This window comes from Hungatella sp. L36 (assembly GCF_014288035.1).
In genome coordinates, this window is record NZ_JACOPC010000025.1 from 13,549 (window position 1) to 36,199 (window position 22,651).

The 22,651-nt window shown below is 40.1% G+C and carries 20 protein-coding genes and 1 pseudogene; 9 read left to right on the forward strand and 12 right to left on the reverse strand.

Annotation, left to right across the window (positions count from 1 at the left end; genetic code table 11):
- Positions 1-33: 33 nt before the first annotated feature.
- Positions 34-192 (forward strand): hypothetical protein, encoded by a 159-nt coding sequence (locus tag H8S80_RS31710; protein WP_187049087.1) that lies wholly within the window; start codon positions 34-36, stop codon positions 190-192.
- Positions 193-489: 297 nt separating this feature from the next.
- Here the strand turns inward: H8S80_RS31710 and H8S80_RS31715 are convergent, their stop codons facing one another.
- The 6 genes from H8S80_RS31715 to H8S80_RS31740 all read right to left on the reverse strand — a co-directional run bounded on the left by H8S80_RS31715 (position 490) and on the right by H8S80_RS31740 (position 5,072).
- Entirely contained in the window at positions 490-1,479 is a 990-nt protein-coding gene (locus H8S80_RS31715; protein ID WP_243010383.1) for an ADP-ribosylglycohydrolase family protein, read from the reverse strand.
- Entirely contained in the window at positions 1,476-1,631 is a 156-nt protein-coding gene (locus H8S80_RS31720; RefSeq protein WP_187049088.1) for a hypothetical protein, read from the reverse strand. The genes H8S80_RS31715 and H8S80_RS31720 overlap by 4 nt, the downstream gene beginning before the upstream one ends.
- Positions 1,628-3,079 carry an ADP-ribosyltransferase gene (locus H8S80_RS31725; protein WP_187049089.1) on the reverse strand — a complete coding sequence of 484 codons (1,452 nt, stop codon included), beginning with the start codon at positions 3,077-3,079 and terminating at the stop codon, positions 1,628-1,630. Before H8S80_RS31725 ends, H8S80_RS31720 begins: the two co-directional genes overlap by 4 nt.
- Positions 3,080-3,082: 3 nt before the next feature.
- Positions 3,083-3,292 carry a hypothetical protein gene (locus H8S80_RS31730; RefSeq protein ID WP_055652442.1) on the reverse strand — a complete coding sequence of 70 codons (210 nt, stop codon included), beginning with the start codon at positions 3,290-3,292 and terminating at the stop codon, positions 3,083-3,085.
- A gap of 1 nt (position 3,293) precedes the next feature.
- On the reverse strand, positions 3,294-4,040 hold the full coding sequence (locus H8S80_RS31735; protein WP_055652443.1) for a ParA family protein: 747 nt from the start codon (positions 4,038-4,040) through the stop codon (positions 3,294-3,296).
- A 780-nt stretch (positions 4,041-4,820) separates the two neighbouring features.
- Positions 4,821-5,072 (reverse strand): hypothetical protein, encoded by a 252-nt coding sequence (locus tag H8S80_RS31740; RefSeq protein WP_055652445.1) that lies wholly within the window; start codon positions 5,070-5,072, stop codon positions 4,821-4,823.
- 160 nt (positions 5,073-5,232) lie between these two features.
- Here H8S80_RS31740 and H8S80_RS31745 point away from each other — a divergent pair, with 160 nt between their 5' ends.
- Positions 5,233-5,532 carry a hypothetical protein gene (locus tag H8S80_RS31745; RefSeq protein WP_055652446.1) on the forward strand — a complete coding sequence of 100 codons (300 nt, stop codon included), beginning with the start codon at positions 5,233-5,235 and terminating at the stop codon, positions 5,530-5,532.
- Positions 5,533-5,973: 441 nt separating this feature from the next.
- Here the strand turns inward: H8S80_RS31745 and H8S80_RS31750 are convergent, their stop codons facing one another.
- On the reverse strand, positions 5,974-7,884 hold the full coding sequence (locus H8S80_RS31750; protein ID WP_055652447.1) for a PfkB family carbohydrate kinase: 1,911 nt from the start codon (positions 7,882-7,884) through the stop codon (positions 5,974-5,976).
- Positions 7,885-8,160: 276 nt separating this feature from the next.
- Here H8S80_RS31750 and rbsK point away from each other — a divergent pair, with 276 nt between their 5' ends.
- The 6 genes from rbsK to H8S80_RS31780 all read left to right on the forward strand — a co-directional run bounded on the left by rbsK (position 8,161) and on the right by H8S80_RS31780 (position 15,257).
- The gene (gene rbsK, locus H8S80_RS31755) at positions 8,161-9,111 is read left to right on the forward strand and encodes a ribokinase (RefSeq protein ID WP_055652448.1); all 951 of its coding nucleotides are present in this window, start codon (positions 8,161-8,163) and stop codon (positions 9,109-9,111) included.
- A 15-nt stretch (positions 9,112-9,126) separates the two neighbouring features.
- Positions 9,127-10,686 carry an ABC transporter ATP-binding protein gene (locus tag H8S80_RS31760; RefSeq protein ID WP_055652449.1) on the forward strand — a complete coding sequence of 520 codons (1,560 nt, stop codon included), beginning with the start codon at positions 9,127-9,129 and terminating at the stop codon, positions 10,684-10,686.
- Positions 10,676-11,761, forward strand: coding sequence for an ABC transporter permease (locus H8S80_RS31765; RefSeq protein ID WP_055652450.1), 1,086 nt, complete (start codon positions 10,676-10,678; stop codon positions 11,759-11,761). Before H8S80_RS31760 ends, H8S80_RS31765 begins: the two co-directional genes overlap by 11 nt.
- 1 nt (position 11,762) lies before the next feature.
- A complete protein-coding gene (locus H8S80_RS31770; RefSeq protein ID WP_055652451.1) occupies positions 11,763-12,677 on the forward strand; it encodes an ABC transporter permease in 915 nt (304 codons plus the stop codon).
- A gap of 28 nt (positions 12,678-12,705) precedes the next feature.
- The gene (locus H8S80_RS31775) at positions 12,706-13,827 is read left to right on the forward strand and encodes a BMP family lipoprotein (protein ID WP_055652452.1); all 1,122 of its coding nucleotides are present in this window, start codon (positions 12,706-12,708) and stop codon (positions 13,825-13,827) included.
- A gap of 287 nt (positions 13,828-14,114) precedes the next feature.
- A complete protein-coding gene (locus H8S80_RS31780) occupies positions 14,115-15,257 on the forward strand; it encodes an ADP-ribosylglycohydrolase family protein (protein ID WP_207662662.1) in 1,143 nt (380 codons plus the stop codon).
- 205 nt (positions 15,258-15,462) lie between these two features.
- On the opposite strand, the pseudogene H8S80_RS31785 reads toward H8S80_RS31780, so the two are convergent.
- Positions 15,463-16,026 (reverse strand): annotated as a pseudogene (locus H8S80_RS31785) (transposase); the annotation flags it as partial.
- A gap of 441 nt (positions 16,027-16,467) precedes the next feature.
- Between H8S80_RS31785 and H8S80_RS31790 the strand changes: the two are divergent.
- Positions 16,468-17,166: a sigma factor-like helix-turn-helix DNA-binding protein gene (locus tag H8S80_RS31790; RefSeq protein ID WP_055649217.1), complete on the forward strand. Its 699-nt coding sequence runs from the start codon at positions 16,468-16,470 to the stop codon at positions 17,164-17,166.
- Between the two features lie 435 nt (positions 17,167-17,601).
- Here the strand turns inward: H8S80_RS31790 and H8S80_RS31795 are convergent, their stop codons facing one another.
- The 4 genes from H8S80_RS31795 to H8S80_RS31810 all read right to left on the reverse strand — a co-directional run bounded on the left by H8S80_RS31795 (position 17,602) and on the right by H8S80_RS31810 (position 22,645).
- Positions 17,602-17,934 (reverse strand): type II toxin-antitoxin system RelE/ParE family toxin, encoded by a 333-nt coding sequence (locus tag H8S80_RS31795; protein WP_081034805.1) that lies wholly within the window; start codon positions 17,932-17,934, stop codon positions 17,602-17,604.
- Positions 17,903-18,166, reverse strand: coding sequence for a type II toxin-antitoxin system Phd/YefM family antitoxin (locus H8S80_RS31800; RefSeq protein ID WP_055649215.1), 264 nt, complete (start codon positions 18,164-18,166; stop codon positions 17,903-17,905). The genes H8S80_RS31795 and H8S80_RS31800 overlap by 32 nt, the downstream gene beginning before the upstream one ends.
- Positions 18,167-18,898: 732 nt before the next feature.
- Positions 18,899-19,759 (reverse strand): hypothetical protein, encoded by an 861-nt coding sequence (locus H8S80_RS31805; RefSeq protein WP_055649214.1) that lies wholly within the window; start codon positions 19,757-19,759, stop codon positions 18,899-18,901.
- 471 nt (positions 19,760-20,230) lie between these two features.
- Positions 20,231-22,645, reverse strand: a complete 2,415-nt coding sequence (locus H8S80_RS31810; protein WP_055649213.1) for a CD3337/EF1877 family mobilome membrane protein — start codon at positions 22,643-22,645, stop codon at positions 20,231-20,233.
- Positions 22,646-22,651 lie beyond the last annotated feature (6 nt).

A 22,651-nucleotide genomic window follows, 5' to 3' on the forward strand; every position in this document is an offset into this window, starting at 1 on the left:
TAGAAAATCAATAAAGACGTTATCCGTAGGAGCTTGGATGAATACTGCAGAGGATTGCTGGCGATAGCGGTAAAAGTAGTTGTCACCGGAGGTCTGTATGCGGTAATTGCAAAGAATAAAGGAAACGGGGTTTCAGCAGACGAGATAGAAGAGGAGGAAGAGCCGGATCTTGAGGATATTCAGATATTTTAATCTGGAGGAGATGGGGCTGTTGCAAAGTAGATAAATAATCTACTTTGCAGTAGCTCCTTTTCTGCGTCAAAAAAACAGAAAAGCGGGCTCCGAACGATGATTCTGTCCGACTGCTGAGCCACGAATTGGAGGATTTAGACTATACAAAGCTTTATCAGGCTTACTCTGCCAAAGGCAGAAATCCGGCAGTGGACCCAAAGACCATGTTCAAGGCCGAAGACGATTTTCCAAAACAACAATAAATTCCCATTTATCGGAACTGGCGATTCTTCATTAAGAACTTATTTTACAATCCCTTTAATAAAATTCAATTTTACTAGAAAGGTATTCGTCCAGATATTGAAAAGCTCGTAATATCATATCATCAGGTATACCGTAGTAAGCACCCGCTATGCTACCAGTAATGGCTGCCAACGTATCCGAATCTCCTCCCAGGGATACAGCATTACGGATGGCATCTTCAAAATCTGTTGATTCCAGAAAAGCAACTATAGCTTGGGGAACTGTCCCTTGACATGTCTCGTCAAATTCATAATCGGATCGAATCTCGTTTAAGCTGAAATGTAAGTTCCAGTATTCAGTCAGCGACGCGGCAATCGCCGTCTTTCCTACCCCGGATAATGCTAGGTATATCCCCGTAGCTACCGACTCAGCTCCTTTGATCCCCTCCGGATGGTTATGCGTCACTTCCGCCGAGGCCCTGGCCAATTGACGAGCCTCATCCAATGACTCTGCAAAAAAGCCCGCAGCAGAAACCCTCATTGCTGATCCATTCCCGAAACTGTTATAGGGTTCTTCATAATCACCATTAAGCCACATATTAAAACGCATACCATAACTGCAATAAGGATATTTTTTTCCATAGGATCTCATTTTATTCACCAATAGCGATTTCAAATCCAATGAACCATTGCTTTTAATATGCATATCCATTGCTTCGTATACTGCTATGGTCATTACAGTATCATCCGTAAAACAAGCCTTCGGATTCCAAAACTCAAATTTTTTTGTTTTTATGTTATGGAATTCGTATACCGATCCTACAATATCTCCTATAATAGCTCCATAAATAGGATATGGCGGATTACATGGTGTTGGAAGGCTGGCCCAGGCTACAATTTCACGCATTACTTCTTTTTCTTCCTCTTCATCCCAGTACCAGATCTTTTTCTGAGAATTGTAAAAGGCAGAATCTGATCGTCTACGGCCACTTGTGCTCTTATACGTAATATTATAGATCTTGCTCTCAGAAGGCACCTCTTTTGACATTAAAATCCAGTTCTTCATGAATCCCCCTCCTTATAATCTGGGAAATCGACCCCAGTCAATTTTCCTTCTACGATCTCCCTATTGTACTCATCCCAGGACACATATTCAATTTCCTCTTTATCGTTGATTTGAAACTTTGTTCCGGTTTTTTCACAGTTTTCTTTTTTCATAAGCTGCCCTTCCCTAATTGCTTACCTAACGATACGTACGCTACCAGATTTTCTTTTTTTTCTATCTTATCAATTCTCAAAAATGATCCGCGCTGGAATAGTACTTCTTTTTCCTCTTTATGTATTGAAACATCGTTTAGAAATATGCCTTTACTTCCTTTAGGCGCCCTGATAATAAGAGTTAATCCAGATTCTCTACCGCCAGCGAAGTACTTGGCCACATCTTTTTCTATAGTGGTGGACATAAAACTTTTATGGCGAACCAGCTGATTTTTAAATCGATCATTCAGCTCTTCCACACTCATATTATTGACATCCATTTTAAAGAAGAACTTCGGATCGGGAACACCTCTATAAACGATCATATCATCTGAAATCGTTTTTCTATCGATACAGCTAGTTATTATATCAATGCTTTCTTTAAATTTTTCCGGATTCGGAAAGTCCGGATTATATAAAGATTCATTTATAGGGTCATAATCGAATTGACTGTACTTTTCAAGAGCCTGCTTTTCTGGCTCTTGCAGATCAAACGCATCCACTACACTCATGAGCTCATAATTATAAAGACTACATTCCTTGAAGGTTCGAACCGTTTCTGCTGGCTCCGACGGTTTTTCCGTAATTTTTTTATCTACTGTTTTTATTTTTTTCTTAGTTATTATTTTCCGTCCATATAGATAACGTTTTGTGGTGGAAAAGCGAGCATGCCTTAAACCTTCTTGAACCGCTCCGTTGGCCTCATAAGCGGTTGCCCCGGCAGCCATACACTCTATTTTTTTTATTTTTGCGTATGCACGTCTAAAATCGTGCATTTCCATACCCAGGCCGTGGGCCTTCTCACGCATATAGCTCTCACTATAAAATAGTTTTCCAGTCTCATTCTGCCGGCAATAATCTTTCAATTTGTTATAGACATAAGTATCATCCAGACATTCTACCGTCCCAGGCTTACCTCCTTTTCCATGACGCACGGATACAGAGATACGACCATCATCTCGAAATTCTATATCCTTAGCCTCCAGATCCGCCAACTCTGACACCCTGAGCCCAGATATGCCCGCCAACCGATACGCTAATTTCAGTTTTTCATTTTTCAAAACATTGACTTTTCGCAGCATCTGGTCATAGTCAACTGCCTTACCTCTACTTTTTACATAATTCCTTTTGTGTTTTGATATCTCGGCTATTTGGGCATCGGATGGCATCTGCAGATGATTATTAACCACCTGCAGATATTTTAAACCATTTTTAGCTGCGCTCACTTGGTTTTTCGATTTTAGATTTTTTATTCTGTCGAGGATCTTTGTTTCAGATACCTCCCGCAGGTCATTAAAAACGATACCATCAAACACCTTATTTACTGCAGAATAATATGTCTTAGCAGTATTCTTGTTTAAGTTGGCTTGTAAATATGCCTTATAATTGTTCAAGATATCATATTTCATGTCTTATCTGTCCTCAAGATAGGCGTCCAATGCAGCCTGGACGATCTCATAATCGTGTTTCCCCTCCTCTAAGGCTTTCATTTTAACTTTTCGAAAAGTATCGACTCTAACCTTATATGTGGGATTCTTATATTCCACTTCCGTTTTTGGCATCTCACTTACCATACTTCCGACAACACTTCTACGTTTTTCTCTATCTGCCAGGCTCCCCATCTTATTTACACCCCTTCATGATAATATTTGCTATTTTGACATATTCTTTTGCAATTTCAGATCTCGGATCTCTTTCAACCACACATTTACCGTCATATATACCTTTTGTGGCCAACGCTGATTTCTTTGTTACTCCAATTACATTATACTTTTCTTTCAGCATATCTAAAATTTCATTGTGATCTTTGACTACCATCTCGTATAGAGTAGCCACGATGCCGAAAATATGTAAATCCGGATTAACGAGATCCTGAACCTCATCTATTGTATTTTCCAGCTGCTCTAAGCCGCGATAGGAGAGGTAATCTGTCTTACATGGTATAATTACCGCATCAGCTGCAGCAAGTGCGTTCAAGGTCAGTATGGAAAGTTGAGGCGGACAGTCAATCAGTATAAAATCATATTTAGCTGCTTCTTCAAGTGCTCTTGAAAGCACACTTTCCCTTGCGGTTCTCGACATAAGTTCCATCTCCAGAGATGCCAAATCAATAATGGATGGTATTAGATCTAAGTTTTCAGCTATATTATAGATACATTTTTCTACATTTTCTGGGCGTTTTTTCAGAAGATCACAGATTGTATTCTGATATTCTGACGGCTCATGCCCCGTCGAAATAGTTAAACTGGCCTGGCTATCCAAATCAACCATTAATACACACTTTCCTGCTTCGGCCAAAGCCTTCGAAACATTATAAGTTGTTGTAGTCTTCAATACGCCGCCTTTTTGGTTCGCAATTGCGAATATCATATTTTTTCCTCCTCATATTTGTTAAGATATTGTTCTATGCTTCCTCTGATATATGTATACAAGTTCCAGAGATTTGCGCTTAATGGAAAATCCTTTCTGTAAATAAAGTACGTGCGATACTGTATATGCTGTATATTACACCATTTAAAAATATCCGTCATCCTTATAGTTTCATGCTGCAGCCGTTTTCCGAAACACTCAATTTTATAGTATTCGGACTCATTCTTACATTTTAAAATGAACATTACATTATAGCATCTTATTTGTATCATATCCTTCACCCTTTCATCATACCGACTATTTTTTCTAATGTCAATATAAAAACATTTTTATATTTTAATATTTTTATATTTTTTCGTTTTTATGTTTCCATATTTTTATATAGAGTGGCTTCTTTGACTATTTATTCAGATTTTTTATATGGTTTAATGACGATTCTGTTTTTATAGTTTATTGCTTGCACTACTTGATTAGGGGAAAAATCTGTATGAGGTATCACACAATCTGAGATTAGATCGAAGGAATTGTTAAGTTTAAAGATACTTACATTCCGTAAAGACTTATTTTTTCTTTTTCTTTTCATGATGTGGCCATCCTTTCCAGCCACTCTATACCGCTATAGTATAACATATCCACATAAAAATATGTAGTAAATATTATTAATGAATTTGGTAAAGCACCCCCCCCCCCGCTGTCAATACTCATCTTCCGGATCGGATAGAATCCGATCCTTCCGATCCGTATATTAAATATACTGCTGTTACCCTATTATATTAAAACTTAATCTACCTGGGAGTCTTCCAATTCCCCCGGGGGGGCCATGTGACTTCGCCCTTCTCTCTCCATCCTCTGATAAATCGATGAAACTATATATTCATTAAGATTTTCTTCCGCTGCAGCTGCAGCTCTTTTGATTTCCTCTTTTCCGCCTTTTTTTACAAACGGATATAATCTATCATAATTTTTACTATTATTTTTATTTTTTGCTCTTGTGCTGGGTCTGGAGTTCCCATTATTACGAGTATCTGGCATCCCACTCACCTCCAACTATACCGCAAGTATAACATTAATTGCAGAGTTACGCAAGTATACATATTTCACATATATACTTGCGTAACTTTGTAAGATTTTCCCATTGATTATATACTTGCGCAAGTATATAATCTAAAGAAATACTTTAAGGAGAGATGTTATGAAATTACTCATGGAAGCAGAGGAAGCAAAGTTATATGATTTAGAGAATGGTTATTACGTAGCACAGGAACATTGTTCATGGATTCATCAAGGATACAGACTCATGATCCGGCCTATGGATGATTGTTATTTACCTTCAATCTTTATCGATTATGATAACACAACACCTAACTTTAAAATCCAAACGGCCAGCTATGGATCCGTTCCACCTAATGAGATTAAGAAGGTAATTGAAGGATTTAAAATAGCACTCGACACCATAGATATTATCAAAAACAATTTTATGGAGGGAGAATAGACATGCCATTTATTAGTGGAGTTAAATGTGAGCGTTGCGGTCGTACATCTTATTATAAGTCTATACGTACCAAAAAAGAACTAACCCAGGATCTAAGGAAATTAGGCTGGAGCATTGGGAAAGGAACTAAATGCCCTAACTGCCGGCGAGGGTCAGGAAAAAGCGCCACACAGAAACAGCACTAAGCAATTGGGCACAAAAGCTAGAGAAATTTTCTCTAGTCAGACTGCTCTGAAAAGTTAATTATTGAAAAAAGTAATATGATAGCATACTAAATAAGCCCACGATCTCCATGGGCTTATTTAGTATGCTATCATATTACTTTTTTCAATAATTAACTTTTCAGAGCAGTCTGAGGATAGGAAATCCTCTCTTCCGCTTTTCTGTGTATAGATAGAGCAGAGGATATATGGCTTTAAAAACATGACATTTTATGGGACTTTATAAAAAAGTGTCATTTTGTAAAATATCCGGCTCTATTCGTTTAATATAGGTTTCCAATGAATTTTTATCAATAAGTGCAGGAATGACTCCTTGACGTGATACGCAGAAGCCTGCGGCGTAGGTTGCAATTTTGGCGGCTTTGGCAATAGGATAACCAAAGGAGAGGTAACTGGCTAATGCTGAGATAAAGGCATCTGCGGCACCTGTTGTGTCAATTGGTGTAAAGTCTGCGGCAGGAATGTACCCGGTGAATTCGGGAGCTTTCATGTAGCAGCCAGAGTGCCCCAGTGTAATGATGACTGTTTTTGCTCCTCTTTTAAAAAATTCTTCGGCTTTTCCTTCAATATCAGAAACACTAGGACAAAGAAGTTCGGCTTCCTTTTTGTTGGGGACGAATATATCAACGAGTTCCATCAAAGAATCACTGATACGATTCATTGCTGCTGGCTTTAAAATATTCTGTACACCACGGCTGCGTGCCAGCCGGGCGGCAGCTTCAACTGTATCTTCAGGGATTTCGGTCTGCAGAAGACAGTAACTGGCACTTGTAAAAAGTTTCTCATAACATAGAATGTCAGATGGTCTTAAAGCCTGGTTTGCTCCAGTCAGAATTGTAATCATATTTTCGCCGTCATTCTGAACGTGAATGTAAGCCTTTCCCGTTTCGGAATAAGGATCGCGCCGGATGCCCTGGATATCTATGTGGTTATCCTGCATGCACGAGTAAACAATGGTTGAATCATAATCGTTACCAACCTTACCAATGAGAGATACTGCTTTGCCGAGCTTTGCCGCGCCGACTGCCTGGTTCGCTCCCTTACCTCCGGGAATGAGAGAATGTTTATTGGTGCTTACTGTCCTGCCTGAGGCGGGGAGCTCATCTACATTTAATGTGACATCAATATTAATGCTTCCTACAACAATGATTCGATCTGCCTGAGTGGAGAATGGGATACTTATGCCGGCGGTGTTTTCTAATGAGCAGAGCATGGAAAAAGGGGTGTCAGGGCATTCTTTCTTTTCACATTTTCTTATTAGACGTTCGCAGACAAAGGCCCCAAATTCAAAATAGGGTATCCTGATATTTGAAATATCAGGATAAGTTAAGCTCTCATTGGTATATTCCTGAAGGCTGATAAGGGATAAATCGCGTGGTACATGAAATTGAATTTTATTCAGGTGCTTCATAAGGCTAAGAGCAGATGCATAGTGGCTGCTAAGTATTCCTGTTGGGATATGGGAAAGAAGGCCATTGTACCAATCGGTTCCTTCTGATGGAAGATTCATAGAGTCATGATAGGGGAGACCGTGATCAAACAGACATTTCTTGAAACCTTCCAAAAACATTTCGGAGCGCGTGCTGCTCTGTTTTGTCAGACAACCGAGTTTTGTATGGCCTTTTTGTATTAATAGCTCGGTTGCTTCATATCCCATCTGAGAAAAATTTATGAAATAAGAAGAAGGGTCTTTTCTGTCATTAATGCGGCAGACCTCAATACCCTGTTCTCTGAAATATCGATCATATTCCAGGCTTTTCTGACTGACCGGTTCCCAAATAACACCATCGACATTATGTTTGCAAAGGGAAGTAATATTTTTTAATTCGATCGTAGCACTGTTATCACTGTCATAAAGAAGTATGCTATAACCGTTTTGCTGTGCCAGAGAAATAACACCATTGAGAAACTGGGGGACATTGGAGGCGAATTTTAGCAGAATTCCAAGGGTAAATGTTTTTGCCTCTGAAGTAATTTTTACAGTTCCGTAAGGGGTATAGTTATATTCTTTTACTATTTTTAATACCCGATTTCTTGTTTCGGAATTAATATTTTCATCTTTCTTGTTTACAATCTTTGATACTGTGGATATTGAAACGCCTGCCAATTTGGCAATTTCCTTTATAGTCATATCTATCTCCCTATACCTGTAGTTAACTGATAAAATATTAAATTGTAATTCTATTATGGTGTAAATTGCTTTTTTTGTCAATTGATAAAGTATAATAATATGATAATAATTATAATAAAGTTTTTAATTAAAACATTTTCTTGAAATAAAATGCCCAAAAAAATATTGACAATGTAAAAAAACATGTTACTATATAACTATGAAAACTATTTATGAAAATATTTTCTTAACTATTATAAAGAGTATATTTGTAAATAATAAATGTGGGAGGAATTGATGAGCGGAGGAATACTGGTTGTAGGAAGTTTGAATATGGATATGTCTGTAAGGGTAGCCGCTATGCCTGCGGTAGGAGAGACTGTTTTAGGAAAATCTCTTTCCTATCAGACGGGAGGAAAGGGAGCTAATCAAGCTTGTGCCGTCGGGAAATTAGATGGTCAAGTGAAGCTGTTGGGCTGCATTGGAATGGACGAATTCGGAGAAAAGCAGATCGAAAGTTTGAAGACATCAGGGGTAGATGTATCCTTTTTAAAAAAGAGTCAAAAAGAGCCGACAGGGACAGCGGTGATCAGTGTTGATGAGCAGGGAAATAATAGTATTATAGTGATTCCAGGCGCCAATAGGGAGTGTGATGTTACTTATTTAAAGGAACAGGAGGAACTGTTTCGCTGGTGCGATTATGTGATACTACAGATGGAGATTCCAGAAGAAACAGTATTTTATGCTGCCTGGAAAGCAAAGGAAGAAGGAAAAACAGTTATATTAAATCCGGCACCAGCACCGGAAGGATTGCCTGATGAGCTCTTGGAACTGATTGACTATATAACTCCTAACGAAACTGAACTTAGAAAACTAAGTGAAAGCAAAATAAAGGATTCTGATTCGCTTAGTCAAATGGCAGAATACTTTGTGAAAAAAGGAGTAAAAAATGTAATTGTTACTTTAGGAGAAAAGGGAGCTTTACTGGTTAATGAACAAAAACAGTTGTTGCTTGAAGCTGAAAAAGTCAATGGGATCGATACAACTGCTGCGGGGGATTGTTTTAATGGAGCATTAGCTGTTGCGTTAGCTGAGGGTAAGCCTTTGGAGGAATCAATTTCTTTTGCAAATAAAGCGGCGGCTATAGCTGTTACCAGAAGGGGGGCCATAGAATCGCTGCCATATCGTGATGAAATGGCGTCTGAAGAACGGATAAGCGGCGTAACTTCAAAGCAGATAAAGGCGTAGAGGTGAGGTGAAAAGATGAATGAACAACCGATATTATTAATGGAGAATATTACCAAAGTTTACAGTAACGGATTTGTGGCTAATCAGGATGTGTTTTTTTCACTGAAGAAAGGTGAAATTCATGCTCTGGCTGGTGAGAACGGAGCAGGTAAAAGCACGTTGATGAAAATACTGTTTGGAGAAGAAGTCCCGGATTATGGAAGAATTCTGCTTAATAATGAGGAAGTGAAGATTGATAATCCTATGACTGCCATACGATATGGAATTGGTATGGTGCATCAGCATTTTATGCTTGCTCCTTCGCTGACGGTTGCTGAGAATATGATTATGGGAATGGAACCGAAACGTCTGGGGCTTATTGATTCGGAAAAAGCAGTAAAAATGTGCAGAGAGGTAGCGGAAAAATACAATTTCTCAGTTAATCCTGTGGCAAAGGTGGGGAGTCTGCCTGTAGGAGTAAAGCAGAAGGTGGAGATATTAAAGGCTCTTCTCCGCGGTGCGAAAATACTGATCCTGGATGAACCGACCGCGGTTCTTACACCTCAGGAAACAGACGAATTATTCGTTCAGCTAAAGCTGCTAAAGGAGAATGGCCATACAATAATTTTTATTTCACATAAGCTGAAAGAGATTAAGCAAATTTGTGACCGAATAACGATCCTCCGCCATGGAAAATCTATGGGGGAATATGAGGTGAAAGATCTGTCAGAACAGGATATATCAAAATTAATGGTTGGCCGGGATGTGGTCTTGAAGGTAGATAAGGGGGAGGTGAAACGAGGGGAGAGGGTATTGAGAGTCAGAGACCTGTGCGTACAGGACGATTGGGGTAAGGCCATGGTTAAAAAGGTCAGTTTTGATATCTGCAAGAGAGAGATTCTTGGGGTGGCGGGAATCGAAGGTAATGGTCAAAGGGAAATTGCAGAAGCTGTTACAGGCCTGATAAAACATTATAACGGTAATATAACGGTAAAAAATCATGATATAAGCAAGGAGTCCATTCGTAAAATTAGGGATTTGGGTCTTTCACATATACCGGAGGACCGTATGACCTATGGCGTATCTGCGGATTCGTCTATTTTGGATAATATAATATCTAATCGTTTTTACAAAAAAGAGTACAACAATTCTGGTATGCTGAAAAAGAAGAAGATTTTTGAAGAGGTTGACCGTCTGATTAATGATTATCTTGTAAAGTGCGATGGAAGGGAACAGACGGTGAGAATGCTGTCGGGAGGGAATATCCAGAAAGTGGTTGTTGCCAGAGAATGTTCCTCACAGCCGGATATTATTGTTGTAAATCAGCCTACGAGAGGAATTGATGTAGGGGCGATAGAGTTTGTTAGAAAACATCTGGTGGAACTGCGCGATATGGGAGCTGCGCTTTTGCTGATATCTGCTGACTTGAATGAAATTCTGGAACTTTCAGACCGCTTGCTGGTTTTATGTGAAGGGGAGATTGTGGCATATTTTTCTAAAAGTTCAGAAGTGTCGGAGCAGGAGCTGGGAGAATATATGCTTGGATTAAAACGTATGACCAACGAGCAGATTGGAGGCGCTATTTATGGAGAATAAGCGGCAGAGCACAAAAGGGATTGAGAAAAAATTTGAAGTAATACGAGTGTTTGTTGCTGTTTGCATTGCTCTGGTTATCGCGTTTGTCTTGATCTCCATTGTAAGCAGCAGTCCAGCGGAAGCCTTGAGACAGTTCTTGATCGGACCGCTCATGTCCGGAAGAAATTTTGGCAATGTAATTGAACTTACAATCCCTTTAATATTTTCAGGATTGGCTGTTTGCGTGATGTTTCAGTGTAATCAGTTTAATATGGGAGCAGAGGGGGCATTTTTCTTTGGTGGACTGGCGGCGAGCTATGTAGCTGCAACCTTTATTCTTCCGGCAGGAATCCATCCCGTAATTGCAATTTTTGCAGGCGGCGCAGTTGGAATAGTTATTTGCTCGATTCCTGCTTTATTGAAGGTGAAGTGGGGTGCGAATGAAGTAGTATCATCATTGATGCTGAATTATATTGTGTTATATTTGGGAACATATATATTACAGTATGTAATGCTGGATGCCGGCGCAGGGTATTCGGCCTCCGGACAATTTGAAAAGACAGCGAAGCTTCCGGTTATTATTCCAAAGACAAGAGTTCATACAGGGCTTTTTCTGGCTTTGGCACTCGTGATAATAACGTATTTACTGATTTATAAATCGAAATGGGGCTATGCGATCCGTATGACTGGAAAAAACAGTATGTTTGCTAAGTATTCAGGAATCGGCGTGGGCGGGGCTATTGTTTTATCCCAGGTAATTGGAGGTGCTGTAGCTGGAATGGGGGGCGCGGTAGAAATTTTGGGGATGTATACAAGATTTTCCTGGACGAGTCTTCCTGGATACGGCTTTGATGGAATTATTATTGCGATTCTTGCAAAAAATAATCCGCTGTTTGTTCCGTTTGCAGCACTATTTCTTGCATATCTGAGAATAGGAGCAGATATTATGTCCAGAAGAACGGATGTTGCACCTGAGGTTGTGTCAATTGTGCAGTCGTTGATTATTCTGCTGGTTGGAGCGAAGCTGTTTTTAGAGCACTATAAACATAAAAAGATTGTGGAAAACTCGACTCTTCAATCTGGACAGGAGGTTTAGCGTGGAACATTTATTACATGCAATTTTTTCGGCTGATTTTGTTTATTCTGTATTGAGGCTGACTACACCTATACTGCTGGCTGGATTAGGAGCTCTGATTACAGACCGCGCGGGGGTTATGAATATTGGATTGGAAGGGATTATGCTTTGCGCTGCACTGGCTGGTGTTATAGGGAGCGCGATGACGCAGAATGCATTTTTAGGGTTTCTGTTTGCACTTTTAGTTGGAATGGCATTGGGACTTTTGATGGCATATTTTGCTATACATTTAAAAACAGATATGGTTCTGACGGGCATTGCTATGAATCTTTTGGCTTCAGGCGGTACGGTATTTGTTCTCTATGCAGTGGCGAATGATAAAGGTATGTCTACTTCGCTGAAAAGCCTGACGATGCCGGTAATCAATATTCCTTTTATTCAGGATATTCCTGTAATTGGCACGGTTATATCCGGTCATAATTTATTGACATATCTGGCACTTATTTCGGTGGCAGCGATGTGGATTCTTCTTTATAAAACCCCGTTGGGACTGAGAATCCGGGTGGTGGGGGAAAATAGCCATGCCGCTGAAAGCGTAGGAATCCATGTGAAGAAAGTTCAGTATATAGCGCTAGCTATAAGCGGTATTTTAGCGGCGATGGGCGGGGCTTATATGTCTATGGGATATATGGATAAGTTTGCGCGTGATATGACAGCAGGAAGGGGGTTTATTGCATTAGCGGCAGAAGCACTGGGAAGAGGAACTCCTGTCGGTACTCTTCTGTCCTCTTTAGTATTTGGAACAGCGGACGCATTGGGAAGTAATTTGCAGGTATTAGACATCCCGGTACAGTTTGTACAGATGTTACCATATGTATTTACTGTTGTGGGGCTAGTTCTTTACTCGGCGATGAAACACAAGCATTTGACTAAATAAAAACAAGTGTGAGATAGGAGGATTCAAAATGAAAAAAGGAATTTATGTAACTCTGGCGGCCGTTGCGCTGACAACGGGTATGCTGATGGGCTGTTCGTCTGGCAAGGACGAAAGCCAGGCTGTAAAACAGGAGGCGGAGAAAAGTGAAGCGGCAGTTGACGATGCCTTAAATGTAGTAATCCTGATAAATGGAAACTTGGGGGATAAAGCATTCTATGATTCTGCGGCAAATGGCGGAAAAATGATAAGGGAAGAGCTTGGAGATAACGTAAAGGTTGTAGAGATGAGTTACGATGAGACTAAGTGGATGCCAACATTGATAGATTTTTCAGAAGATAAGGATACGGATATTATTATCATGGGTACCTGGCAGATGTCGGAAAAGCTTCAGGAGGTTGCTCCGCAGTATCCGGATAAAAAATACATTATTTATGATTCGTCCGTGGATTATTCGCTGGGAGGACTTGATAACGTATATTCGATTGAATATAAGCAGAATGAATGCTCATTTCTTGCAGGAGCAGTGGCAGGACTCTGTACAAAGACGGGAACAATTGGCTTTGTTGGTGGAATGGAAAATTATGTGATTAATGATTTCCTTGTAGGATATATTCAGGGGGCGCGTTATGTTAATGAGGGAATCAAGATTCCCATTGGCTATGTAGGCAATTTTAATGACAGTGCAAAGGCAAAAGAATTGTGTCTGGCTCAGATAAATCAGAATGCTGATATTATATATCAAGCTGCCAGTACGGCTGGGCTGGGCGTTATTGATGGCGTCACCGAGAAAGATAAGTTTGCGATCGGAGTGGACAGTGATCAGGCAGAGGGCTTCCTGGAAACGGATAAGGATAAAGCGGAGCACCTCCTTACTTCTGCATTAAAACGTGTAGATATATCTATTTTCAGAGCTGTAAAAATGGAGAAAGAGGGTACTCTGCCATGGGGAACGAGAGAGGTTATGGGTATTAAAGAGGGGGCTGTAGGGATTGCTAAAAATGATATTTATTTAAAGCTTGTTCCAGAAGATGTAAGGCAGAAGGTGGATGAACTTGAGGCAGATATCCTTTCCGATAAAATTACAGTTGATACAGCTTTTGGTAAGACAACAGATGAAATTCAGAAAATAAGAAATTCTGTAAGGCCATAAAGCTTTATACTATAAGGAGAAGAAAAAATAAAATGAAAAGAGCATATGAATATAATCATGAAATTATAACTCAGGCTATCCCTAAAATTCTGACTGAGGAAGAACAGACGTGGGAGGATGCCTTTGATGTAGAAGAGACAAATTGGGGGGCTGTGAAGCTGCTTTGGGGAAGTCATGTGCCGGGATCTTATGCTCCGGAGCGGGTGCTGCTGGGCGGTATATTGTCTATGTACAATATGGGATATGATGTGACGGAAGCGGAAAAATTGATACCGGAGGCAATTCGCATGAGAGAGGAGGAGGATAGAATCGGACTCTCCAGGCTTACTGCAAAGGTGTTTCATATTCTGAACAATGCTGAAAAAATCGATGATCATCCATATCATTCCTATACATGCTATGATACCTTTGAAAAGTACAGAAATGCAGTTGAGTTTGAGAAGTATACGCTACCGGATACAAAAGCTAAGGAGTTCTATGATAGAACGTATGCAGGCTGGACTGCTCAGATTGTCGGAGCTGCAGTCGGAACTGCGTTGGAGGGATATAATACAGAGAAACTCCTTGAGTTTTTTGGCGAGATTAACGATTATGTAAGAAAGCCAAGTACGTATAATGATGATATTACCTATGAGCTGGCATTTTTAGATGCATTTTTTGAAAAGGGATATCAAGTAAGTTCGGAAGATATTGCTGCGGAGTGGGTTGCAAGGATTCCTTCAGGCTGGTCCGCAGAGGATATCGCGTTAAAGAATGTTATGCTGGGTATTTTTCCTCCGGAGAGCGGCTGTCGGTCTAATCCGTTCAGGGAATGGATTGGCGCGCAGATGAGAGGTGCTGTCTGCGGTATGGCAGCTCCGGGGAATCCGGAAATGGCGGCAAGTCTGGCTTTTAGAGATGGGGTTGTGTCTCACCACAATAATGGGGTGATTGGAGAAATCTTCAATGCTATGATGGTATCAATGGCATATGCAGAGAAGGAGATGCAGACGATTGTAAAGAAGGCAATTAGAATGATCCCAACGGACAGCGAATATTATACCGTTGTGAAATTTGCACTGGATCAGTGTGAACAGTTTGATCATTATCTGGAGGCCTGGAAGGTATGCGAGAAGAAATTTTGGCAGTATAACTGGATTCATGCATATCCTAATGCTGCTATTGAAGTGATAGCTCTGTATTACTGTGAGAACAGTCTGGACCGATGTATCAATATGATGAGTATGATGGGGCAGGATGTAGATTGTAATGCCGCTCAGGTGGCAACTATGTTTGGGGCGGCGTATGGAATTGAGGCTATTTCTGAAAAATGGCTGAAACCTTTACCGGAAGAACTATTAACTTATGTACGTGGACATGAAAAAACAAGCATAGCGGATATTACAAGTTTTACAGTAGAATGTGTAAACCGTGCCTTAGAAAACCGTTAGTTGATAAAAAGTATAAATCATTTTATGGCCAGGGCGATTTTATGGGGTTTGTCAAGTTAAATGTGTAAATTTAAGGGGCTGTGTAAAAATGGAGTTGATCTAATTCCATTTTTCCACAGCCCTTTCATTTTTATAAATATGCAGAAGAACCGCCATAAAGAGCGCATACTTCCCCTTACCCCAATAAAAGTATGCTTTTTCTTCTTTAAACCACTTCCCTTAGCCTCTTCTGTTTATTATGAAATTTATAGAGATTATGGCCGATAGAAACTAGAAATAACTCTAATCTTACCGATTCCAGTCCTCTTCTTACAATCCGTTTATACCAACGGTCATACTTGATGATTCCAAAGGTTCCTTCCGCTTGTATGGAACGGTTCATTTGCAGCAGCGCTCCATGAATGCTCTGCAGATTTTCTAATACTTCCTGGTGCATGGAACTTAATTCCGCATTGATACGGACCGTCCTGTTTTTTTCTGTCTTCTTACATCTTTCTGCATAGGGGCATTCGCTGCAGTCTTCACAGGTATAGTATTCTTCCTGTCTGCCGTATTGATTCCCCTTCACTGGTTTCCGATACGCTAAGTGAAATTTCCTTCCGTTTGGACAGATTAGCTCCTCCCCTGAATCTGTCTTAAAATTTACTGCCCGGAACGGATTTTCATGATACTTCTCATCCGTTGTCTCTTTCTTGTACATAGGGGATTTCATGAATTTTTCCATCCCATGCTCCTGAACGGATCCATAGCTGGCCGTTTGGATTTTAAAGTTGGTTCCTTCAATAACTACCTGTTCTATTTTTATATATTTATATTTTAATATTTTAGTATATTTATCATAAAATGCCCTAACTGCCGGCGAGGGGTAGGAAAAAGCGCTATACAGAAACAGTACTAAGCAATTGGACACAAAAGCTAGAGAAATTTTCTCTAGTCTTTGTGTCTAAATTAATAAAGGCACTCACAATAACGAAAAAATATAAATATATTAAAGTATTAATATATAAATATACAAATATATAAATATATTAAAACATTAAAATATAAATATATTTTTCATGCAAGTGTCTCTATTAATTTAGGCACAAAATAATATAAGCAGATCGGTCGAAACCTGCCGGCGAGTATGTTATACTAAAAAAAGTCCAACATCCATGTATTATAATAATATGATCGGGCTCTAATATTACCTGGAGGATAAAAGGTTGATATGATGACTAAAATTAATGCTGATAACTTAAAGTACTTGACTTTGAGGCAAAAAAAAGCTGCTATATTAATGCTTGAAGGTAAATCATACGTTGAAATCAGTAAAATATTAGGGTGTTCGAAGCAAAATGTAAGCCAGCTGCTAAAAAGTGCAGGCAACCAAGTAGAAATAAAGAGCAGCTCTAAACAAATGTTTATACCTTCTTTAAAAAAGCAAGAAAAAATAACTATAAAAAAACAGGAAGAAGTCAGAAGAAAACAGGAATCAGCCAGAAGGAAACGGGAATCAGCCAGAAAAAGACAGGAAGAAACACAGTTATATAGAAAAGAACGATATCTCGGAAAAAGCTTATCTGTTTTAACCCCGGCAGAGAGCAGAGTATTTTTGCTGTGGCTAGACGGTTTTACATACCGAGAAATCGGAGAAAAATTACAAGTTTCTGCAGGTATAGGAACATTATTAAACCGAGCGCGAAAAAAATTAGACGGAACTTACGAAGAGACTCGTCAACAAATTAATTTACGCCGAAAAGAGAATCGAAAAAAGTGCCATGAGGAAGACAGCGAAATACAACATAAGTTAAAAAGCCGTGAACAACGGCTCTCTGAAATGAGAGAATATAACAAGCGATATTATCAAGCTTACCGTGAAGAGATACTAAGCCGGCGAAAAAGTAAAAAGAACGTTCCAAAAGTATAATGTCTAAGGCGGCCCATCATAGCTACATACTCCAGTTTTGCCTCCGCGGCCGCCAGCTGCTCCGGTCACTTTTACGGAATGGGCGGGTAGGAATGTATGCCGCACGATGGCCGCCTACGATAACCAGAGATCCAAGGCAATTCGCTTCCATAGCCTTTTCCAGCTTTTCCATTATCTCTTCCGGATCCTCTATCCGGTAATACTGGTATACACCAGGTCGAGGGCGGCGGCGCACGGATGAGACAGCACATACCGCCTGAGAGCCGGCATGTCAGAGCCGGTGGAGAGCACCATCCAGATAGAACACCGGTGCGGAAGCGGCAGCTTGCAGGAAGACTATCAGCGAGACATCGTTTTTTACATTTTTATTGTTTTATGTTTTTATATTTTGTCATAGAAAAAAAGGTTGGAAAAGCCTCCAGCCTTCTTTTCTATTTATAGATTTTTGTATAAGTGCGGATAATCGGTTTGCGTATCCGCAATATGGTTAATATATAATTTCTGTTCCCCCTCATCAACGCGGTATACAATTACAAACCGGCCAGAAAAGAGCTCCCTATACCCCAAATTTTTCAGCTGACGATCTTTGCAAGGCACCCCGGAGCCAGGATATTCATCCAGCTGCCCCACCGACGCGCGGATCTGATCGTATACTTTCATAGCTGATTCGATCCCAAATAATGCAAAATAGTAATCTGTTATATTATCCAGGTCAGAAAGCGCGGCTTCTAAATATTCAATTCTCATAGCGTTTCCTAAACCTTTCATCTACTTCTTCTTGACTATAGGTTTTGGCCCCGGCCTGGCGTGCATGTTCCGCAGCAAGTACCCGCGACCTCATGAGCAGTGTTTCTTCCATCTGCTCAAACGCTTCCATGGACATAAAGACACCATCCCCGGCTCCGTTAATTGTTATATATATCGGTTCCCCGGACGCTTTGGCCAGATCAGATATTTCCTTGTAACTATTTCTGAGATCTGCAGATGATTTAATTTGCATAAGATTCCTCCTTCTTATTCATAATTTAGTTATTATTATATTGTAATTATACACTATCTTATCAGAGATTGCAATATCGCTAGAAGTGTTATGTTGTTTTTTTAGCTGATCTGAGCTTAATTTTGGTGCGAAGGATGATAAAGATGCGCGGTTCTATGTGCTAAAATATAAAGAGTGATGAGAAGGTTAAGTGTTATGTTGTCTTTTCCCTTCACATCGCTTATATGTCGGTTAGCACATAGAAAAATCAAAGTCAAGGGCGGTGGCTTGCCACCGTTTATATACCCTTGACTTTGATTTAGAGCATCTTTGCGGGTGATCTGTAGTGTTTTGGTAGCATAAGCAAATAAATCACGTAAGTTTTGAATATATAGTTGTGTAAGATTGTATTTATAGAGATAGAAAGAATATAAAATTAGAAATAATATACTCAATACAAAAAACCCTAGAAACCCTTATAGAATCAAGGGTTTCTAGGGTTTTATAAGACCTTTAAAAATAGACTATTTTTTCTAAATATTCCCTCAAAAATGGACTATATAAAAATAGTATACCCTTAGAAATAGACTACTATTTTTGTATGCCCTTAAAAATGGACTAAAAATTTACCCGAAGACACAAAAAAGATCCGGCTGCAGCCGGATCCCCTCTTTTCTTTCTCAAAATCATTTACTATCTGTATTTTTTACAACGCCAGATAGACTTGTCTCTGACAAGCCTATCGTGTCATATTTAATTCTGTCCCGCAATCACAGGCCATGAACCATAATCTAATCCTAACTTAATACGGATCAGTTTATGCACGTATTTAGGATTTAACACTCGATTTTTAAATCCCTGTACGCTTGTCCATATACATTCCTGTACGATTTCTAGGATATTCACGCCCCTTTCATTGGCATCGTGCCTATATTGCTTTACCAGCTGCATTGTATCTTCCACTGCTTGATCGTCAATTTCTTTGATCTTACTCCGCCGGCAATCTGTTTTGACCTCGTGGCCGAGAAGCTGATCCGTCTCCGACACATTTCTCTTGGACTTAAAAACGGAGGCCAAAAATGTAATGAAATACTTTCCATCCTTCTTCCCTACGCTGAAAAAACTCCGCATACTGTGTAGGTACCCACGCAGCACCTTCTTCGTGACCCCCAGCAGCTCCGTATACTTCTTGTAGAAATTTTCCGTCCTGATCTGGAAGCTCTTTGCATTCTCATGCGTAACCTTCATTAGATGCAGCACAAAAATTTTCTCCTTGGCACGGAGCTTATTGAACTTGTCCGTATCAAATACAGATCTAGAAACATTAATATATCCCTCTTCGTATGAGCCCTTATACGAAAAATCATTATCCAAAATCGTTATATTGTAGTCCCGATCCGCCCTCACGTATGTTATGACACCTTTTTGCTGCAGAGAGCGTAGTACATCATAAAAAGTCTGCTTGCACATATCACATGCCTGGCACACGTCACGATAATAGATTCCCCGTATCCGGCCATAGTCATCCTGGTAATGGGCGACGTACAGAAGAAAATCAACTTCTTTGTTCGTAAGGTTACAAAGTCTGTCTAAAAGACTATATTTAATTTTCATTCTGTCACCTCTTTTCTACCCATGATTAATTTTAAAAATAATTCATAAAAAAAACATCAAAAAAGCCCGAATACATAAGGTATCCGGGCAAAATATATACAAAAATAATTTCAACCATCTTGACAGTTTCCGCTAGGTCTGCTATTATCTAGTCAGTAGCTTTATGCTAACAACTAAATCGGTTAAAAGATTCCGTATCGGCGCTTGATACCTGAGTTGCTCCGTTACCGTTTGGCGACAGTAACAGAGAACCGAATCCGAGATGCATCGTCCAGGTGCATCTCATTTTTTATTTAGTTAAAAATTCCGCATTGTGGATAAGCTTTCATGGAAATTATCAAACTACTTGTCATTATCCACAACAATCATTACTGCAATTCTACACGGATTAGAAATATTTGTCAATGCATTTTTTTCTCAAGCCTGCTATTAGGCGTTTTAAGACGTTTTTGTTGGTACACGCCCAATTATTCACTTTTTGATTTTGAAGCCATCTGAATGGATTCTGGAGGCTTTTAAAGGTGTTTTTTCAGTATGTCTCCCCCTCATTCCTGTTTTCATAGCACTTCCATCTTTATTCCCTGTATAATTTTGTATACTAGGTCTTTTAACCTGAGTTTCCTTCTGCAGCCTTCCAGAAGGTTGGCCAGGCTGTTTTAATTCGGGTTCAGGTGCAACCTGACCTATATTCGGCCGTTTTATTTTATCCTGGCTATGAGGCCGATCTGCAGGGATCTCATTTTCTTGAGATATATAATTTACTGTACTGCTCTTATCTACCTCAGCTGATCCAGGCTTCATCACTGGCCTTGGCTGAGAAATTTCATTATTCTTCGAATTACCCATCTCGGAACCGCCAAATTCCTGAGCTGCAGTAATCGTTTCATGCTTTTTTATATGTTCTGCCGTAGTTGGCCGCTCCAACGCTGCAGTATTAGTATCCCTCCTTGGTTGCTCTGTTTTCTCCTCCACACCAATTTCACTTGACGATATTGGCTCTGGCCGGCGTTTTTTTACTTGTTGTTGTGCCGCCCGCACTGCCGGCGCAGCATCTGCAGGATTTCTTTGTGGTATAGGTGTAGTTACTGGCCTGACCACTTCATCTTCTACATAATTTTCCTTTTTAAGCCCTTTTTCTTCCCTCCTCGATTTTGGCTCCGCCTGACCACTTTCCGGGGCTGTATGAGCCATCTGAGGCCTCTGTAAGCCCTTTTCTGCTTCTGTCAGGATGGGGCGACGATTCGATTTTCTTGACTTGTCGGTCGTACGAGGACGATACACAGGTTCTGCGCTATTCCATATATCATGCCAATTGTCGGTAACAGCCCTGGAAGCATAATAGGATTCCCCCCTAATTCCAGCATCTTCGATTAATTGTTGGTTCTGACCGCCGACCTGGTTGTTCTGCCGATTATGAGATCCCCCTGAACTTTCTAATCGCCTTTGTCGGTCTTGCCCGTCCCTCTGCCTATCGTACCGGTTATCTTGTTGGCTCTGGCCGCCCATGGGATCAGGCTGCCAACCTTGGTCCTCCATCTGCCTCCCTAATATTTCTTGAGTCGTATATTCTTTGTTGGCTTGAGGTTTTTTCCTCCGATATCTCATTGTATTTTGAGCTTGCATATATAATCTCTCGATCCCTGGATAAGGATTTCCGCTACGGGCTAAATCACGTTTCACGAGCCAAGGGTTTTGTACACCTCGCTGCGCATAATTGAAGGCTGAAAATATCTGTCCTCGGAACACATACAGTCCTAGGCTTGCTCCGATCTGCAGAATAAGCACAACAAACCACCCCATCTCACTCGCCAAATTATACAATAACCCGTCTATCATTATCATGACCCCCATCAAAAATGTAATGATTAACACTCCGATCTGAGTCTCAATAATTTTTCTGACCCATATTCCCAAGATTTCAAAATCATAGCCTGGTATCAAGGCCAAAAGTAATATCAGTGGGGCCATCATTGTAAAGAACACAGCAATTAACTGAAACACGATGTACATAATGGCGACCAACATATATACTACGCATTTTACAGACATGGTGATTAAAATAATTAGCCCCTGGCCGATCCTCGTGGCCGATCGCCCTTTTGCGAAGGGCCCACTGTCCCCCTCCATCATTTCCTCGACCCGATCCGCCCGATCCTTTTCAGAAGATGTCGAAAGAAAAAATTCTACATCCTCACTTGTGTAATCATATTCACCAAATTCCAGCGACTTCCATGGTTCATGTACAAGACTAACCCATAATATCCCAGCTGCCGAAGCAGAATAATTATTGATATTAGATTCGACATTAGTGCCACTTATGCCTGTTAATATCGAAACCGATACGCTCTTTGTCACTGATGTCGCATAGCTTAGTAATGTAGCCGAATCGCGTACTATCATCAATGATAACACCATGATAAATATTACTTTTCCTAACTGCCCCAAAAGGCCCGAAAAATCCCTCTTGGCATATTTTGTAATCGCAAGTACGATCGCTCCCATAAGCGCAACTTGCAGCAATGGTGTAAAAACACTATCATGTAATGCCAATTGTATACTATCGATTTGAGGTTGTAATAGTGCAGCCAAATCGAAGCTCAAGGCATGATAAAATATTGCCACTGTTAAAAATCCTAAACACGAGATCACGGAAAAAACTATATTAGCTAATGCATTTAATGCCTTTTCGGCAACTTCCGTGACCCCTAATTTTTCGACATCCAGCTGATAGTTATTACGGTACTCTGAGCCTACGTACTTTCCATCTCCCTCCAGATCATCCAATTCATCAGATATCATAATACCGCTCGAGGCATATGTTTTTGTGGGGATGCAAAATATACATATAACCAGGGCCATAAGAAATGCCACGGTAATTTTTTTCATGATCTC